Below are 18,946 nucleotides of genomic sequence, written 5' to 3'. Positions count from 1 at the left end.
ACGGCGTGCTCCCTCAGTGCACGCAGGCGCGGCGATAGCCGATTGCCAGCGGCACGGCGCATGCCGCCGAGATGCCCGCGGCCCACAGCAGGGTGGCGATCATCGGCGCCATGATCGGGCCGCCCAACGCCAGGCCGCGCATCGTTTCGATGGCGTAGCTCACCGGTTGATGCGCCACGATCGGCTGCACCCAGGTGGGATATTGGTTCAACGGCAAAAGCCCGGTGGAGAAGAACAGCGCTAGCGCCTGCACCACCTCAACCGCTTCGACGACAATCGTTTTCACCGTGTAGAGCGACACCGTGGTGACGATGACGGCGAAGGCAGTGCCGAGTATCACCGGCACCACAAGCCAGGTCAGACTCATGAGCAGGCCCTGCTGGAACCGGAACCCCAGGAACACCCCGGCGCCCAGCATCACCAGGGTGGTGAACAGAATCCGAATCGCCTCGGCCAGTATTCGGGCCAGCACTCCTGAGGCGCGGTGAACAGGCAGCACCCACAATCGGGACAGCAGCCCCGAGGAGCGTTCGCGCATCAAATCCAGCGCCACGAAGGTGGATCCGGTGATGGAGCCGCCAAGCGTGATCAACGGCACGATGCTGTAGAGCGCGCTGCGGTGGGTCATCGCATAAATCAGCTCGCCGAGCACGATGTTCAGTGTCACCAGGAAAAGGATTGGCAGCACCAGCGATTCGATGACTGTCACGAAATCGCGGGCCCACCGGGTAAGAATCCGCTTGGTCTGCACCCAAGTCTGCGGAATCAGCGATACGACAGAATTCTCCGGGTGCCGCCAGTTGACTGGACGAAACCCGACTGCCTCACTAGTCGTAGAAGTCATGGCCGCCTAGACAAAACGATCATGGCCGACGGCACCAGGACCACCACCGCGCCGAGCAACCAAGCCAGCGTCGGCAGCATAAGCGGCCAACTCACCGTCAGGGCATTGCGAGTCGTGTCCCCGGCCAGTGCCCGCAGCGCCACCACGAACTGGGAGATCGGCTGGTTGCGGACCACCGGCTGAATCCAGTGCGGGAAGAGCTTGAGTGGCTGGATTCCGATGGACAACAGCCCGAAGATCATGATGGGCAGGGAAAGCAGCGGCAGCATCGCGTCGGGATTTCTGCTGGCCGTGCCGAGCAAGTCCGCGGCGAATGACAGCACCGCTCCGATCACGATCACCAGCACGCAAAAGCCGGCGATGTAGAGCGGACCGTGATGGAACCGGAACCCGATCACATAGCCACACGCCAACGATCCCGCCAAACCGATCGAGCAGCGGTAGATGCTGGCCGTGGTGCGGGCGATCACCGGCGTCAACGGCGCGATCGGCATGGACCGGAACCGTCGATTGACGCCCTCGAGTGAATCGGTCGCGGCGCGGAAGGCCGCCGACATGGCGGCGAACGCGACGGCCTGCAGCGCGATCAGCGGGGTGATGTATTGCCCAAGGCTGCTGCTGATGCCGCTGCTGCCACTGCCGATGTAGTGCTTCCACGGGATGGAGAACGGGATGTAGAAGGCCGCGGTGAAGGCTATCGACGCACCGACCACGGTGATCAACTCACCGTTGCGCAGGGAAGGCGCAATGAAGCGTGCGGTGAGCACCCACCATTGCCCGAGCCGCGACGGTTGTGGCCGCTGCGCCGGCACCGCCGCCGTATTCAGGGCGGGGGCGCTCACGGCAAGGCCTCCACCGCCAGATGACTCAATGCCCGGGCTTCGCTGGGATCGGCTGTCATGGAAAGGAATACGTCGTCGAGCGACGGGCGGCGCAGCGCAATGTCGGCCAGGTCGATATTGGCCGCGTTGAGCCGCTGCACGGCCGCGATAAGGGTGGCGGTGCCGTCCGGCGCCGGCATCGTGATCCGGTCAGAATCCGGTGTCAGCATCTCCCGCTGCTGCTCGGGCAACAGCGAACCGAGGGCTTCGACGATGGCGCGCAGGTCGTTCACATCCCTCGGCACGATTTCGCAGAATGTGTCGCCGGCGCGGTGCTTGAGCTCGTTGGCGGTGCCCTCGGCAATGATGGTGCCGCGATCTATCAGGATGATCCGGTCGCTGAGCGCGTCGGCCTCCTCGAGGTACTGCGTGGTCAACAGCGTGGCGATGCCCAATTTCTTGAAGCTGCCGACCAGATCCCAAATCGCTTGTCGGCTACGGGGATCCAGCCCGGTGGTGGGCTCGTCCAAGAACGCAACCTGGGGTTGCACCACCAGCCCGCACGCGATGTCTATGCGTCGGCGCATCCCGCCTGAGTAAGTGCTGACCCGTCGTTTGGCGGCGTGCACGAGGTCGAATTGCTCGAGCAGTTCCTGCGCCCGCTGGCGTGCGGCCGACTTGCTCAGGCCGTACAAACGCCCGAACACCACCAGATTCTGTTCACCCGACAGCATGTCGTCGACGGCGACCTGCTGTCCGGTGAGCATGATCGAGCGCCGTACCCCGGCCGACTCGGAGACCACGTCGTAGCCGCCGACGGTCGCGGTGCCGGCATCCGGCCGGGTCAGCGTCGACAAGATGTCGACCATGGTGGTCTTGCCGGCCCCGTTGGGGCCGAGCAGGCCGATCACTTCGCCGCGGCCCACCTCGAAGCTGACGTCATCCAGGGCGACGACGTTGCCGAACCTCTTACGAATCCCGCGCACCACCACGGCCGCGCCGCTATCGGCGCTCTTGGAGTTATTGGACATCCGATTCTCCTCAGTCAAGGCTCGACAGGTCCACCAGAGCGCCGGCTTCGGGGGCCCCGACCAATTCGCTCTCCGCGTGCTCTGCGGCGATCGCCTCCTGGATCAGAATGCTGAGCGCAGCCGGGAAGTTCTGCATCAGCGCTTCCGCCGTTGCCGACGGGATCCGGCGGCTGTCGTACCACCAGTCCAGATGCAGTGCGCCGCCGGACCGGTACGCCCGAATCTCGATGGCGTGTCCCAGCCCGGGAATCGTCTCGCGCAGTGGCAGCGACAGGTCGGAGTCGAATTGCACAGGCGCGTCGATCTGCGGCACCTCGGGAATCACGCCGGCATACCGGAAGTGGATGTCGGGAGTGCGTTGCGCACCGAAGACGCGTCCGGTCGGTGCGTAGAGATACCGCAGCAGTCCGTAGCCGATTCCGTAGTGCGGGACGGCTTTCAGGGTGCTGTGCACGGCGTCGATCTCCTGAATCGCCGTTTCGTCGCGGCCCTTGGCGCATTCCAGCGCGACCGGGTAGTAGGTGGTGAACCAGCCGACGGTTCTGCGGACGTCGACGTCTGGCCGCAGCACCGAACGCCCCTCGCCCTCGAGGTCGACGGCGACTACGCCCTCACCGATGGTCTGGGCAATGGTGCGGCCCAGCGCGGCAAGCAGGATTTCTTGAATCGACCGCCGGAACCGGCGCCGGGCGTCGTCGACCTCCGATGTCTGTTCGCCGGTCAGGGCGGACGACAACCGAATCAGGTCGGCGGGGGAAGGTGGCTGGGCACTCTCGGCATCGGCCGGCCACACCGTGGCCTTGCCGACGGTGTCGATCCAGTAGCCGCGGGTGTCCAGCGCCGCCGGATGCGTGGCCAGCGCGGCGCAACGCAGCGACCACTCCCGCCACCCGGTGCCGGTGGCTTCCAGAGTGATCTCCTGGTCGGCGAGCCGTTGCCCGAACGCGGTGACGATGTCGGTGCCCAGTATTTGGCGGCCGGTGTCGTCGGCGACCATCTCGTGCACTCCCAGGCCCAGATATTGCGGGGCGCCGGGAGCGCCGGTGATGAGTACCGCGGTCAGCGGGACATTGGAAACGTTCTGTTGCGCAATCACTTCGGCCAGGATGTTCCAGACCGCCGCCCGCTCTTCCGGGCTGCCGGGGGCCAGATCCTCGGGAAGTGCCCGGGTCGAGAGCCCACTGAATTCTTCGGGCGCAGCGATGTGCTGTTCCCAGATCCCGGCATTCTCGACGAGCTGCAGGCGCAGCGCAGCGTGGTGCTCGGTCACCGCGGTCAGGACCGCCACGATGTCCGCTGGGCCGACCGTCGGTTCCAGCCGCAGGATGAGGGGAGCCCGCCAGCGGCCGGTGTCACGCAATCCGCGGTCCAGGAAGTACGCGATGTTCGGTGGAACTGCCGGGTTAGCCTGCGGCTCCGGCGGTTTCGCCAATCCGCTGGACGCAAACGAGGCATCGACGGCCGCGGTGAGCGACGCCAGGGTCGGGTGCTCGTAGAGGTCCTGCGGGGTGATGGTCAGCCCTTCGTTGGCCGCGCTCATCGCGATGCTGATCGCCATCAGGGAGTCGCCGCCCATGTCGAAGAAGTTGGCGTTGCGGTCGATCGAGCCGACCCCCATGGACTGCTGCCAGATGCGCTGCAACGTGGCCTCGGTCTGCGATTGCCCGTTGGCCCGCACCTGGGCGGAGGCGGGATCGGCGGCCAGGGCCGCGCCGTTGGTGGCGGTGGGGGCGTGCACCCGGACCGTCTGCTTCGGGTCGATCCAATGCCGTTGCCGGGCAAACGGATAGCCGGGTAGCGAAACGATGTGTGGCCGCCCGGATTGCAGCGGCGACCAGTCGATTGCGAGTCCGGCCGACCACAGTTCACCGAGACCGCGCAGGAAGGCGTCGCGGTCGTCGACGTTCTGGATCGGGTGGCGCATCAGCCGAACCGCGCGATGCCCGCCCGACCACTTGCCGTGCCGCATCGCCGAACCGGTCAGGCTGCCGCCGGGACCCACCTCTACCAGGATCCGGCCGGGTTGGCTGAGCACCACATCGAGTTCGTCGGCGAACCGGATGGGGGAACTGATTTGGCGTGCCCAGCTGGCTGGGTCGGCTACCTGCTCGGCCGTCATCCAGGTTCCGGTGAGGTTGCTCAGCAGCGGGGTTTGCGGGGCCCGTAGCTCCTGGCGTGACAGGAATGCCTCGAATTCGGGCAGCATGGGTTCCATTGCGCTGGAATGGAAGGCGTGCGTCGCGCGCACCCGCCGCACCGGCACCCCGCGCTCGGCAAGGCGCTGGGTGAATGCCCGGATCTCGTCCGTGGGCCCGGCGACCACGCAGTTGCCGGGATCGTTGACCGCCGACAGCTCGACGCCGTTGCCGAGGTATTCGGCCACGTCGTCCGGGTTCAGCGCGACCGCGACCATGGCGCCCGGCGCCGACTCGTTCATCAGCCGGGCCCGCAGCGCCACCGTCTTGATCGCAGTCTCGAGGTCGAATACCCCGGCCAGCGTGGCAGCTATGTACTCACCCGTGCTGTAGCCGATGTACGCCCCGGCGGCCACACCGTAGGTGTCGACCAGTTTCGCCAGCGCGTACTCGACGGTGAACAGCGCGGGTTGCGACCGGTCGATGCGCTCGAGATCCGTTGCAGTACCGCTGAATATCTCGGCATGCAGATCGATGCCCATCTCCTCGCGGAAGCCAGCGGCGCAGGCGTCGAAGGTTTCGGCGAACACGGGCTGGGTGTCGTAGAGACCTTTGGCCATTCCGACGTGCTGGGCGCCCTGACCGGGGAACAGGAAGACAACCCGGTCTGTGGCGGCGGATGTGGTGGCGTCGCCTTCCTGGGCGGATTCGCCGAGAAAGATGTTGTCGTTCTCGGCCGCTCGCAGCAAGGTGACCGCGTGGTCCCGGTCGTGCACGACGGCCGCCATCGTCACGTCGTGCCGGCGGCGTCCGGCGAGCGTGTGCGCGACATCGGCGAGGTCCAGGCCGTCAAACTTGCTCAGCGTGCCGGCCAGGGCGGTGCGTGATTCCTCAAGTGCCGCGGCGGTTTTCGCCGACAGCAGCAACACCTGGGGACCGGCTGATTCCGCCGAGGTGGGAACCTCGGGTGCCTCTTCCAGCACGACGTGCGCATTGGTGCCGCCGATGCCGAACGAGCTGACCCCAGCCCGGCGCACACCGTCGTACTCCCACGGGCCGTACTTGCTTTGTACCGTGAACGGGCTCTCGTCCAGACGCAGTTCCGGGTTGGGACTGGTGTAGTGCAGCGTGGCCGGGATCGCCTTGTTCTTCAGACACAGGATCGTCTTGATCAGCGCAGCGACTCCGGCGGCGACTTCCAGGTGGCCGATGTTGGACTTGACCGACCCGATGACACACGGGCCTGAGCGGGGTTCTTCAGAGATCTCGAAAGCCGTTCGCAGACCGGTTATTTCAATTGGGTCACCCAGCGGCGTGCCGGTACCGTGCGTCTCGACGTAGCTCACGGTCGACGCGTCGATGCCGGACACCGCGTGTGCCTCGGCGATACAGTCGGCCTGGGCGGACGCGCTGGGTGCGGCGAAACCCATCTTGACCGATCCGTCGTTGTTGATCGCCGATCCGCGGATGACTGCGTGAATCCGGTCCCCGGCGTCAATGGCGGCCTGCAGCGGCTTGAGCGCGACCATCCCGACGCCGCTGCCGAAGACCGTGCCATCGGCCCGGACGTCGAAGGGGCGGCAGTGGCCCACCGCCGAAAGCATCTGACCCGGCGAGTGCCAGTACCCGACATGGTGCGGGATGGCCAGCGATACGCCGCCGGCCAGCGCCATGTCGCATTCGCCGCTGAGCAGGCTCATGCAGGCCAGGTGGACGGCAACCAGTGACGACGAGCACGCGGTCTGCACCGCGATACTCGGGCCGCGCAGGTTGAACTGATGCGAGATCCTCGTCGCCAGAAAGTCCTTGTCGTTCTGCAGGAACATGCTGACCTGCTCGAAATCGAGCCCCTCGGCCATCATCTCGTTCGGGTCGCGGTGCGACAGCAGGTTGTGCAGCAGATAGCCGCTGGGCGAGCTGGTTCCGTATACACCGATCGAGCCGTCGAACTGTGCCGGGTCACAGCCGGCGTCTTCGAGTGCGTGCCACGCGCACTGCAGGAACAACCGGTGTTGAGGGTCCAGCGAACGGGCAAGCACCGGTGGGAAGCCGAAGAAGTCGGCGTCGAACTCGTCAACCCCGTCCAGCAGCGGCGCGCGCCGCACATAGGCCGGGTTGGACAGCACCTTGTCACTGATTCCGGCGTCGCGGAGCTGCTGCTCGGACAGTGTGACGATCGACTCCTTGCCGCGCCGGAGGTTGTCCCAGAACGCCGAAACATTGTTGGCGCCAGGGAACTTGCCGGCCATGCCGACGACCGCGATCGCGTTGTCGGGAATGCTCACTGGTTTGTTCCTCCCTGTACTGCAGGCTTTGGCCGTCGCCGCGTTGCGGCTCCTTGTCGCGCGGCCGCACGCTGCTGCGCCCGGTCGCGGACAGTGGCACTGTTTTTCAGGTCTGCGGCTTCTTGATCGGGCGCCGAAAGCCCGAGTTGACGTATCAGGTCGGCCGCGATGTCGTGCAGCGTCGCGCCCTGCAGCAGCAAGGCCACCGGCGGTTCCGCACCGAAGTCCGCGCGGGCGGTGTTGCGGATCCGAACGGCCATCAGGGAATCCATCCCGAGGTCGAGCAGCGGCATGCTGGGATCGACGGCCGATTTGTCACCGTAGCCCATTACCGCCGCGATCCGGGCGCGTAGTTGGTCGATGACGACGCGCGGTACCTCTGCCGGATCGAGGTCGGCAAGCGCTTCGGGTCCGGCCCAGTCGTCGCCGCCACCGGCGGCGTCCAGCTCCTCGACCACCGCTGCGAAGAATTCATGGTTGCGGATCTCGGGGAACGCGATGAGCGCGCGGTCCGGACGCAGTCGCGCCACGCCGGTTTGGCGCCGGTCGCCGGCCAGCAACGCTTCCATGGCTTCGATGCCCTCGGCGGGAGCGATCGGGTCGAGCACGCTGACGGCCAAGGAGCGGGCCATGCCCACGTCCGACCACGGGCCCCAGTTGATCGTCGCCGCCGGCAGCCCCTCGGCACGCCGCCAGGCGACCAGCGCGTCCAGCCAGGCGTTCGCACACGCGTAGGCGCCCTGCCCGGGAGCCCCGAGCAGCGAAGCAGTGGACGAGAAGCCGACCCACCAGTCCAGCTCACGGGTGAGGCTGGCCTGGTGCAGCGCAAGCGCGCCAATGGCTTTGGGCGCCCACACCCGTTCCAGGCTGTCGCGCTTCATGGAGTACAGCAGGCTGTCGTCGATCACGGCCGCTGCGTGTAGGACGCCGCGCAACTGGCGACCGCCCTCCTCGGCGGCCGCAACAAGCTGTTCGGCGACACCCGGGGCCGCCACATCGCCTCGAACCACGGCGATTTCGGCTCGGTCTTCCAATTCGGCGAGGATCTGGCGCTGTTCCTCGGCGGGCTCGCTGCGGCCGTTGAGGATCACCCGGCCCGCGCCGTTGTCCACCAGCCAGCGTGCCACCACCAGGCCCAGGCCGCCGAGGCCGCCGGTGATGATGTAAGACGCTCCGGTGCGCACCACCGGATTGCCCGTCGCATCGCCGAGGGCTGCTCGCCCCAGCCGCTCGACGAATCGGTGCTCGCCGCGCCAGGCGATGACGCTGTTCACCAGGTCGGAATCGGGAGCGCAGAGTTCGGCGGTCAAAACCTTTGTGGCGCTTCCGGTATCGCCGGTACCGTCCAGATCGACCAGGGTGGCGCGCAGCTCCGGGTGCTCGTAGGTCAGCACGCGCACCAGGCCCTGCAGCGCACCGATCGCGGGCCGGCCCGCCTCGTCGCCGACGGCCAGACCGCCGGAAGTGACCAGCCACAGTCGCGGGGATTGGCCGTGCCAACCGCCGACGACCGCGCGCACCACCGTGGTGATCGACCACACCAAGTCGCGCGCCTCAATGACCCCTGTATCGGGCCCGGTGGATCCTTCGGGCAGGAAGACAATCACGCCGGCGGGCGGATGCTCGGGATCACCGGCGGTCTCGCCGAACGCGGCGAGCATCGCTTGCTCGTCGTCGAGGACGGCAGTCGTGACGCGGCGCGTCGCGCTACGCCAGCCGTTGGTGAATTCCTCGGCCAGGGTCTTGGCGCCCGCTTCGCTGAGCACCAGCCAACTGCCCGGGCTGGCTTCGGCGGTAGGTGAGTCCGAGAGCGGCCTGGGCACCCAATGCGATTCGAAGATCTTCTGTGCCAACGGCAGTGGCACGCTGCGGCGTTCGACCGAGCGCAGGTAGATGTCGTTGACCTCGGCTGTCACCTTCCCTGCGTCGTCGGTCAAGACGATACGGCCCAGCTTTCCAGACCCACTGTCATCGAGGCTGCTCAGTTTGGCCCGGCACCGGGCGTAGCGGCCCGGGTCGCGGTAGATGCGCAGGCTGCCGATGGACACTGGGAGATAACTGGATTCGGCCGACCCGGCCGGCCCCGCGGGGCCGTCACTGGACATCGCCGCCGCCAAACTCTGCAGCGCGGCGTCCAGCAGCGCCGGGTGGATCCGATACCCCGGATGACGGGGCGCGTCGGCCGACAGGGTCACCTCGGTTTCGGCCGAGCCATCCGACAGGCGGTCGATTCGGGTCAAAGCCGCGAACGCCGGACCGTAATGCTGGCCGGCCTGTCGCAGCAGGGCGTACATGTCGGCCGGTGCCACAGCGATTTTCGGCTGGCCGGCGGCCGGCAAGGGTGGCTCGGGCGCGCTATCAGTGTTCGGTTCCGCTTTGGCGACCGCATGCCGCGTCCAGTCGCCGCTCGCCGAGCGCGAGTAGATCTCGATACGGATCTTGGCGTCCCCGTTGCGGATCAGTTGGGTCGTCAGCTGAGTGTGGCCGCCCAGGGTGAGCATCTGTTCGACTTCGAGCTGGTTGATCGACAGGGCATTGACCGGCAGGCCGAGCGCTTCGCTGGCCGCGGCCGCAGCGATCTCGGCGTAGCCCGCGGCCGGCATGATCGACTGGCCGAACACCCGGTGGTCGGCCAGCCAGGGGCACACGTCGGTGCCGACGTCGGCCTGCCAGACGTGATCGTGGCTGGACGGAACCTCGACGTGCACGCCGAGCAGTGGATGTGCGTTCGGGCCCAAGACATTCGACAGATCGGCCATTCCGGATCGGTCCTCGACCCAGAACTGGGCGTGCTGCCACGGCGTCGTCGGGATATCGGCCAGCTTCGCGCCGGGCGTGGTCGGAGCCGTGAGGACGGAAGCGAGCTGGGTATGGAAGGCGATGGTGTCGTCGGCGTCGCGGTGCAAGGTGCCGATGCTGCGAAACCGTCGTTCGCGGTGTGCGTCGTCCAGGGTTTCGGTGATGGCGTGGGTGAGCAGCGGGTGGGCGCTGATCTCGATGAACGTGTGGTGGTTGCTGCCGGCGGCCACGACGGCCTGCTGGAAGCGCACCGGATTGCGCATGTTGGTGGCCCAGTGCTCGGCGTCGAAAACGGTTGAGCTACCGATGGTTTCGTAGGTGGTCGAAATGATCGGAATGGTCGGGGTGCGCGGACTCAAATCGGCCAGTTCCGAACGCATCTGGGGTTGCAGCGCGTCCATCGCCGGATTGTGCGGGGCCACTTCGATGTTGACCCGGCTGGCGAAGCGGTCCTGGCCGCGCACCCGGGCGATCAGGTCTTCGATCTGCTCGGTGGGCCCGGAGATCACGCTCTGGCGCGGCGAGTTGTAGATGCCCAGTGTCACTTGCGGGTAGTCGGTGATCAACTCTTCGGTCTCTGCGGCGTCGAGCTCCAGCAGAGCCATGCCGCCCTGCCCGGACAGCGGGGCCATCAGCCGCGAGCGGGTGGCGGTCACCCGCAACCCTTCGGCCGGGGTGAGCGCCCCGGCGACCACGGCGGCGGCCACCTCGCCCATGGAGTGGCCGATCACCAGGTCGGGCTCAACCCCGTAGGAGCGCCAAAGCGCGGTCAGCGCCAGTTGCATGCCGATCAGGCCCAGCTGGATCTGCTCGATGCCAACCAGTTCTTTGCCGCCGGCGAGCACGTCGTGCAGCGAAAACCCGGCTTGGGCAACGAAATCGGGTTCGAGTTCGGCGACGGCGGCGGCGAACGCGGGTTCGTCGGCGAGCAACAGCCGGCCCATTCCAGCCCACTGTGAGCCGCGTCCCGAATACACGAACACCGTGCCCGGTCCGGGCGAAGCATCCTGCGGACCAGCCACGTTCGGGGCAGGTTTACCGGCGGCCACCGAGCGCAGGCCGGCGAGCGCTTGGGCGCGGTCGCGGGCCACCACGGCGGCGGATTTGGCATGGTGGGCGCGGTGCCGGGCGAGCGTGTGCGCGACATCGGCCAGCGGCACCGCGGCGCCAGGGCCGTCCATCCAGTCGGCCAGCGCTGCGGCGGTCGCGGCAACCCGCTGGGGCGCCTTGCCCGACACCACCAATGTGGTGACCGGCGGGGTGGATTGCGGCTGCGGCGCCGCCGCCGGCGCGGGTGCCTGCTCGATCACCACGTGCGAGTTGGTGCCGCTGAGGCCGAACGACGACACGGCGGCCCGGCGCGGGCCGGGCCCGGCGGGCCAGGCGGTGCCCTCGGTCGGCACGAACAGCCGCGTCGACGACGGGTCGATCGCGGGGTTCCAGCGGGTGAAATGCAGATTGCGGGGGATGTATCCGTGCCCGACGGCCAGAATCGCCTTGATCAATCCGGCGACGCCGGCGGCCGCCTCCAGGTGACCGATGTTGGTCTTGACAGCACCCAGTGCGCAGCGGCCTTCGCCGCGGCCGTAGGTGGCGGCCAGCGCCTCGAACTCGATCGGGTCGCCCAAAATCGTTCCGGTGCCGTGGGTTTCGACGTAACTGACGCTTTCGGGGGTGATGTCGGCCTGGCGCAGCGCGGTGGTGATCACGTCGCGTTGCGCCAAGGCGTTCGGGGCGGTCATGCCGTTGGACCGGCCGTCCTGGTTGATCGCCGAGCCGCGGATCACGGCCAGCACCCGGTCGCCGTCGCGGGTCGCATCGGACAACCGCTTGAGCACCACCACCCCGCAACCCTCGCCGCGGGCGAACCCGTCGGCCGTGGCGTCAAACGCCTTGGACCGGCCCGTCGGCGACAGCGCCGACCATTTGGCCACCGCGATCGAGGTGAACGGCGACAGCGAAAGCTGCACGCCGCCGGCCAATGCCACGTCGCTTTCCCGCAAGCGCAGGCTTTGGCAGGCCAGGTGAACCGACACCAGCGACGACGAACACGCGGTGTCCACCGCCACCGCCGGGCCCCGCAATCCCAGCAGATACGAAATCCGGCCCACCGCAGCCGAATGCGGCGTCCCGGTGCTCAGATAGGCGTCGATCTCGGCGCGGTGCTCGATGTTGACGATCGTGTAGTCGAACGTCGACAAGCCCATGATCGCGGCGGTTTGGCTGCCGCTCAACGAGTCCGGAGGCAGGCCCGCATGCTCCAGCGCCTCCCACGCCACCTCCAGCAGCAAGCGGTGCTGGGGATCCATCGCCGCGGCTTCGCGCGGGGTGATACCGAAGAAGTCGGCGTCGAAGCCGGCGACGTCGTCGACGAACGCCCCCCACTTCGTCGTCATCCGGCCCGGTGCCTGCGGATCGGGGTCGTAGAACGCGTCGGCGTCCCAGCGATCGGCCGGCACCTCGGTCACGGTGTCGCGGCCTTCGCGCAGCAGCTCCCAGAAGCTCTGCGGCCCAGATACATTCCCGGGCATCCGGCAACCCATACCGATGACCGCGATCGGCTCGGCGACATCGGTGGGAAACGCCGTGCCCACACGCACCAGCTCGCGCGCGAGAACCTCGCGCGCCTTCGGCGACATCTGTGCCGCGCGGTCGGCCAGACTGGTCATGACTCGGCGCCCTCCGTTGCAGCTTCCAGCTCACTTGCCGCGACCAGGTCGGACAGCAATTCCATCTCCTCATCCGACAGCGCCGGCTCGGCGTCGGGCAGCTGCTCGGCCTCGAGGGCATCGGAGTAGCCGAGCCGTTCGCACAGTGCACCGGCCAGATCGGTGATCGTCGGGTACGCCCACACCAGCGCGACCGGCAAAGTGGTGCCCAGGCTCGCTTCGAGCCTGTTGCGCAATTCCAGCGCCATCAATGAGTCCAGGCCGAGCGACTCCAGCGGGCGACTGTGGTCGATCGGTTCGCAGGAGCGCAGCACCGCCCGGATTTCGTCGGCGATCGCGGTGGCCAGGCGGGCCGGGCGCTCATCGGGGTCGCACGCGTCCAGTTCGGCGCGGATCCGGCCGCCGCCGCGTTGCTCGACGGTGATCGAATCCTGCAGCTTTGCGAACAGCGAAGATCCCGCGGCGGCCGGGAAGGATTGGAACCACTGGCGCGCATCGAGGGCGAATACGCCGGTGCGGGCCCGATCAGCGGACAACACCAGCTCCATCGCCGCCAGTCCCTGTGCCGGGGTGATCATGGCGACGCCCAGATCGGCGAAGAACTGGGCGCGACCCACTTCGGCCCACGGGCCCCAGTTGATTGCGGCCGCGGGCAATCCCAGCGACCGCCGGTAGGCCACCAGGCCATCGATCCACGAATTCGCGGCCGCGTAGGAGCCCTGGCCCGGCGCGCCGAGCAGCGAGGCCACCGACGAGAACGACACCCACCAATCGACGTCGGCATGTTTGGTGGCCTCATGCAGCCACCAGCCGCCGGCAACCTTCGGGGCCAAAACCCGCGCCGCGGCCGACTCGGAGATGTTGAGCACGATTTCGTCGGCCAGCACCATGGCGCTGTGCACCACACCGGCCAGCCGGAAACCGGCATTTTCGACCGCGGCCACCAGGCGCCGCGAGGTGTCGGGGTCGGCGAGGTCGCCGGTAACCACTTCGACCCGGCCACCTTGGCTGTTGATGTCGTCGATCTCGGCCAGCACGTCCGCGCCGGGCGCCGAACGCCCGTTGACCACAACCAATCCCGCGCCCTGTTGGGCCAGCCAGCGCGCGGTCACCAAACCGAGACCGCCCATGCCGCCGGCGACCAGGTAGCCGCCGTCGGATTTGACCAGCGGTGCAGCCGGCGGCGAAGCCAGGGCGGTAATGCTGCCGGTTTGCGGTATCGCAATGACGATCCGGCCGGCCTGCTCGCCGGATGCCAACGACTGCAAGGCAGCTGCGACATTCTCGAATGTGAACTCGGTGACCGGCAGTGGGGCCAGCCGGCCTTGTTCGGCGTGCCGCAGTATCTCCCCGAGGTATTCGCGATACCGCTTGGGCTGCAGCCGCAGATTCAGCTCCATGTCGACGACGCAGAAGGACGCACTGCGGGCCAGCGCGGCCAGCCCGATCGAGGTGTCGGTGTCCTGCTTGCCGAGTTCGATGAACCGGCCACCCGGGGCCAGCGTTTGCATTCCCGCGCGAATTGCGTCTCCGGCAAGGGAATTGAGCACCACATCCACTCCGGCGCCGCCGGTGATGTCGAGAATCTCGTCGGCGAAGGCCACGCCGCTCGAGTCGCCGACGTATTCGGCGCCCAGCTCGGTCAGCATGTCCCGCCGGGCCTGCGATGCCGCCGTCGCGAAAATGCGCGCGCCGATCATCTTGGCGATGGACACCGCCGCCAAATCCACGCCGTCGGTGGCCGAATGGATGAGCACCCGCTCGCCGGCCGTCAGCCGTCCGACCGTGCACAGCGAATGCCACGCCGTGAGGTAGGGCAGGCCGAATGCCGCAGCTTGGGAATCCAACAGTGCGTCGGGGATGGGCACGACGAGATCGGCGCTGGTCGTCACGTGCGAGCCGACGGTCCCGTTGCCGAAAGCGATGACGCGGCGACCTTCTTCGGGACCGGCGGTCACCACGCCGACGCAGTCGCTGCCGCGCAGCGCCGCGGTGATCACGCGGATCTCGACTTGGTCGTCGGTGCTGGGGACCCGTTTGACCGCAAGTACTTTCCGGCTCTCGAGATCCAACGCGAAGGCAGCGCCGGCGTCGACATCTACGGTGATGTTGCGGTCTTCGCTGGCCAGCTCGCCGGCAACGGTCGGGGCGGCAACCAGCCGCCTCACGTAGCGTTGCCCGCCGCGCAGTGCCACCTCGTCGTCGTCGGCGCCGGCCAGTAACTCCTCGACCAGACCTGAAACCGCGCCATCGGGATCTGCCTCTGCGTCCAAGTCGACGATCGTCGTCTTGAGCTCGGGGTGCTCGAATGTCAGCACCCGCGCGATGCCGCGAAGCTGCGCCTGCGGCAACGTCACCGAGTCGCCGGAGTCCAACTGCTGGGCCCCGTGCGTGACGATCCACAAGCGCGGGCTGTTGCGCGCCCCCACCCTCGACACGGCCCTGACGACGTCGACAATTCGCAGCGTGCGTTGGCGAGCCAGCTCCAATTGGGTTTCGGCGGGCGCGGATTCGTCGGCTGCCCGGGTCGGGTGGACCATGACGACGCCGTCCCATTGCGTGTCGCGCCGGCTGATCGCGTCCCGGATCGCATCCGCGTCGCTGCCGGAAACCAGGTCGCACTTGCCGATCCGATCGCGCAGGGAGGTCAGCAGCGAATCGCCGGGGGCACCGTCGGCGACCAGCAGCAGCGCGCCGACCTCGCTGGCCGGCTTCTGCAATAACGCCGGCTCCCACTCCAGGGTGAACAAGCGGTTCATGAGTTCGCTTGCACCGCCGCGTGATTGCAGCACCGCCATCTCGACTTCGTCGATCTCCAGCAGCTTCCGGCCGTCCGCATCGAACAGCACCACCTGACCGACCAGCCGATCCGGATTGTCGGTGGGGGTAAGCGAGCCGACCGCACGTGCCCCGTCGACCACGTCGCCATGCACGCGCACGCCCGCGAAACGCACCGGAAGCACTGTCGCGCGCTGGCCGGCTCCGCCGGCCGCCAAATCCGTTGCCAGCTGGGTGGCGCCCAGCGTCTGCAGCGCGATGTCCATCATGACCGGGTGCAGCACGAACTTGCGGGAACCGGCTTTGGCCGCCGCTGGCAGCCGCACCTGGGCGTGGGCTGCGCCCGACGCCGCGACCTCGAGTCCGACGATGCCGCGAAACGCCGGTCCGTGTTGTTGGCCGGCGTCGCGCAGCCGCTGATACAGGTCGTCGGAGTCTAATCCGGCCGCGCCCTGGCCCGCGTCGGGATCCACGGCACCGCGCGTGGACGGCGTCACCGGCAGCAGCGTCGCCGTGGCGTGCTTGATCCAGCTGGAAGGAGCACTGCGGGTGCGGATTTCGATTCGGCACCGGCGGTCGTCGCCGGTGAGGGTGGTGACGATCAGCGTGCCTGGAGTGACATGCATCAGCTGGTCGAGGGTGAGCTCGCCGATCATCCACGGTGTCTGGGTCCCGAACGCGTCCGCCGCTGCCGCCAGGGCGATGTCCGCGTAAGCCGCCCCGGGCAGCACGCACGTGTCGTCGACGCAATGGTCGCCGAGCCACAGCAGGTCGGGGCTGACCTCGCACTGCCACACCCGGGTGCCGTTGGTCGGGTCGTGCACACCGATGCCGAGCAGCGGGTGGGCGTGCGCCGAATGCGGTGCGCCGGAACCGGTTTTGATCCAGTGCCGGGTGTGTTGCCACGGCGTGTTGGGCAGCTGCGGATGCGGCTCCGGCGGATGCGGCGTGTCGGGTGGCCGGGTGGTATGGGTGGCGTTGAGGTTGGTGTGGAAGGTGACGGTGTCGTCGGTGTCGCGCTGCAGGGTGCCGCCCACGTGTGCGCCGGTGTCGCCGAGGGTGTCGGTGATGGCGTAAGTGAGCAGGGGATGGGGGCTGATCTCGATGAAGGTGTGGTGGTTTTCCGCAGCGGCGCTCACAGCCTGGTGGAAGCGCACCGGGTTGCGCAGATTGGCCGCCCAGTAGTCGGCGTCGAGCAGCGGCGCCGTGCCGTCATAGACGGTGGTGAGCATCGGGATGGCCGGCGGCTTCGGCGCCAAGTCGGCCAGCGCGGAACGCAATTGCGGCAGTACCGGGTCGATGATCGGGTGGTGCGAGGCGACGTCGACCTCGATGCGCCGGGCCAGCAGGTCCTGGGCGGCGACCTTCTCGATGACCGCGTCCACCTGCTCGGGGGGACCGGCGATCACCGATTGCCGCGGCGAGGCGTGTACGGCCAGGGTGAGCTGTGGATACTCAGTGATCAGCGCTTGGACCGCGCCGGCGTCGAGTTCCAGCAGCGCCATGGCGCCCTGACCGGACAACTGGGCCATCAGCCGCGACCGGGTGGCGATCACCTTGAGTCCCTCGGCCGGGGTAAGCGCGCCGGCGACTACGGCCGCCGACACTTCGCCCATCGAGTGCCCGATCACCGTGTCGGGGGTGACCCCGTAGTGGCGCCAGAGTGCGGTCAGTGCGAGCTGGATCGCGACCAGCACCGGCTGGATCCGCTCGATGCCCACCACCTCGTGGCTATCGGTCAGGGTTTCCTGCAGCGAAAAACCCGCCTGCGCAACGAAATCTGGCTCGAGTTCGGCGATCGCCGCAGCGAATGCGGGCTCCTCGGCCAGTAGCCGCCGGCCCATGCCCACCCATTGCGAGCCCTGGCCGGAATACAAGAAGACCGTGCCCGGACCAGCAGGGGCTTCGTTACAGCCGACTGTGCCGGGCCCCGGCTGGCCGGATGCCAGTGCCCGCAATCCGGTCACCGCCTGCGTGCGCTCGCGGGCCACCACCGTGGCGAACTTGGGATGCCGGGGCCGGTGATGGTTAAGCGTGTGTGCGACGTCGGCCAGCGGGATTTCGGCGCCGGGGCCCGCCATCCAGTCGGCCAGCACGGCGGCCGTTGCGGCCACCCGCTGCGCAGTCTTGCCGGAGACCACCAGCGTCGACACGGGGGGAGGCGAAACCGGTTGCGGCACCGGTGAATCCGGCGCCTGCTCGATGACCACATGCGCGTTGGTCCCGCTGACGCCGAACGACGACACACCCGCCCGGCGGGGCCGATCATTGTCCGGCCATTCCATGCCTTCCGACGCGATGGTCAGCCGGGCGACGGCCTCGCTGGCGTGTGGCGTCAGGGTCTCGAAGTTGAGGTGGCGGGGGATGTGCCGATGGCCCAGGGCCAGCACGGTTTTCATGAAGCCGGCGATGCCCGCCGCGGCCTCCAGGTGTCCGAGGTTGGTCTTCACCGATCCCAGCACCAACGGCCGGCCACCGCCGCGATCGTCGAAAACCTTGCTCAGCGAATCGAGCTCGATCGGATCGCCGAGCGGAGTGCCGGTGCCATGCGCTTCGATGTAGTCGATATCGGCCGGCTGCAATTTGGCCGACGTAAGCGCCTGGCGCAACAGCGCCTGCTGAGCCGGACCGTTGGGTACGGTCACCCCGCTGCTGGCGCCGTCCTGATTGACCGCCGAACCGCGCACCACCGCCAGGATCGGGTTGCCGTCGCGCTGTGCGTCGGACAACCGCTTGAGCACTACGACGCCGCAGCCTTCGCTGCGCACATACCCGTCAGCGGACGCGTCGAAGGTCTTGCACTGCCCTTCCGGCGACAACATTCCCCAGCGCGAGCACGCGATGCTGGTGCCCGGGCTGAGCAACAGGTTGGTGCCACCTACCAGTGCCGTGTCGCTTTCGCGCCAGCGCAGGCTCTGGCAGGCGAGGTGGATGGCAACCAGCGACGACGAACATGCCGTGTCGAGAACCACTGCGGGGCCACGTGCCCCGAGCAGATACGCCATCCGCCCGGCGGCGAAGTTCGCCGCGTTGCCGGTCAGAACGTAGGCGTCGAGGTCCTCAGGTCTTACCGAGCCGGACATGGTGAGCATGTAGTCGTAGGCGGTGACGCCGACGAACACGGAGGTCTGGGTACCGCGGATGGTATGGGGGGCGATGCCCGCGTTTTCCAGCGCCTCCAGGGCGACCTCGAGGAACAGCCGCTGTTGCGGGTCCATCGCCGCGGCCTCACGCGGGGTGATGGAGAAGTATTCGGCGTCGAATTCGTCGGGCTGCCAGCTGGTGAGGAAGCCGCCCTCGCGGTTGCAGATCGTTCCCGGGACGGTGTGATCCTCGGTGTAGAGAGCGTCGGCGTCCCAGCGTTCGGCGGGAACCCGGACGATGCCGCTTCGCCCGTCGCGCAACAAATCCCAGAACTCGTTCGGGTTGTTCACCCCGCCAGGCAGCCGGCAGCCCATGCCGACGACCGCGATCGGCTCGGTGCCGGCCTTCTCGGCGATCGCCAACCGTGCGGTGAGATCGTCAATCTTGTGCAACGCCTCGGCGATAATAGCCCGGCGATCTGGTGTCGCGGCCGTCATCGC

6 protein-coding genes are annotated in these 18,946 nt (G+C 67.8%); all 6 read right to left on the bottom strand.

The genetic code is table 11. The features are described from left to right. Positions 1-13 precede the first annotated feature (13 nt). From AWC27_RS10610 to AWC27_RS10585, 6 genes are read right to left on the bottom strand one after another with little or no spacing between them, the layout of a single operon-like run. The gene (locus AWC27_RS10610) at positions 14-844 is read right to left on the bottom strand and encodes an ABC transporter permease (protein WP_085670449.1); all 831 of its coding nucleotides are present in this window, start codon (positions 842-844) and stop codon (positions 14-16) included. After that, positions 841-1,686 carry an ABC transporter permease gene (locus AWC27_RS10605; protein ID WP_085670448.1) on the bottom strand — a complete coding sequence of 282 codons (846 nt, stop codon included), beginning with the start codon at positions 1,684-1,686 and terminating at the stop codon, positions 841-843. Before AWC27_RS10605 ends, AWC27_RS10610 begins: the two co-directional genes overlap by 4 nt. Further along, entirely contained in the window at positions 1,683-2,696 is a 1,014-nt protein-coding gene (locus tag AWC27_RS10600; RefSeq protein ID WP_085670447.1) for an ATP-binding cassette domain-containing protein, read from the bottom strand. The genes AWC27_RS10605 and AWC27_RS10600 overlap by 4 nt, the downstream gene beginning before the upstream one ends. Positions 2,697-2,706: 10 nt before the next feature. Beyond that, a complete protein-coding gene (locus AWC27_RS10595; protein WP_085670446.1) occupies positions 2,707-7,116 on the bottom strand; it encodes a type I polyketide synthase in 4,410 nt (1,469 codons plus the stop codon). Then, complete coding sequence (locus tag AWC27_RS10590; protein ID WP_085670445.1) at positions 7,113-12,584, bottom strand: type I polyketide synthase; 5,472 nt, start codon at positions 12,582-12,584, stop codon at positions 7,113-7,115. Before AWC27_RS10590 ends, AWC27_RS10595 begins: the two co-directional genes overlap by 4 nt. Then, positions 12,581-18,943, bottom strand: a complete 6,363-nt coding sequence (locus AWC27_RS10585) for a type I polyketide synthase (RefSeq protein WP_085670444.1) — start codon at positions 18,941-18,943, stop codon at positions 12,581-12,583. Before AWC27_RS10585 ends, AWC27_RS10590 begins: the two co-directional genes overlap by 4 nt. Between the last annotated feature and the right edge of the window lie 3 nt (positions 18,944-18,946).

The sequence above is a fragment of the Mycobacterium szulgai genome (assembly GCF_002116635.1).
Taxonomy (GTDB): domain Bacteria; phylum Actinomycetota; class Actinomycetes; order Mycobacteriales; family Mycobacteriaceae; genus Mycobacterium; species Mycobacterium szulgai.
Note: the sequence above shows the minus strand (reverse complement) of the source record. Positions and strands in the feature narration are given on the sequence as shown.

Excerpts from the sequence above, each read along its gene's own strand:
- AWC27_RS10590 (WP_085670445.1), bottom strand. The coding sequence starts at position 12,584 with ATGACCAGTCTGGCCGACCGCGCGGCACAGATGTCGCCGAAGGCGCGC.
- AWC27_RS10600 (WP_085670447.1), bottom strand. The coding sequence starts at position 2,696 with ATGTCCAATAACTCCAAGAGCGCCGATAGCGGCGCGGCCGTGGTGGTG.
- AWC27_RS10585 (WP_085670444.1), bottom strand. The coding sequence starts at position 18,943 with ATGACGGCCGCGACACCAGATCGCCGGGCTATTATCGCCGAGGCGTTG.
- AWC27_RS10610 (WP_085670449.1), bottom strand. The coding sequence starts at position 844 with ATGACTTCTACGACTAGTGAGGCAGTCGGGTTTCGTCCAGTCAACTGG.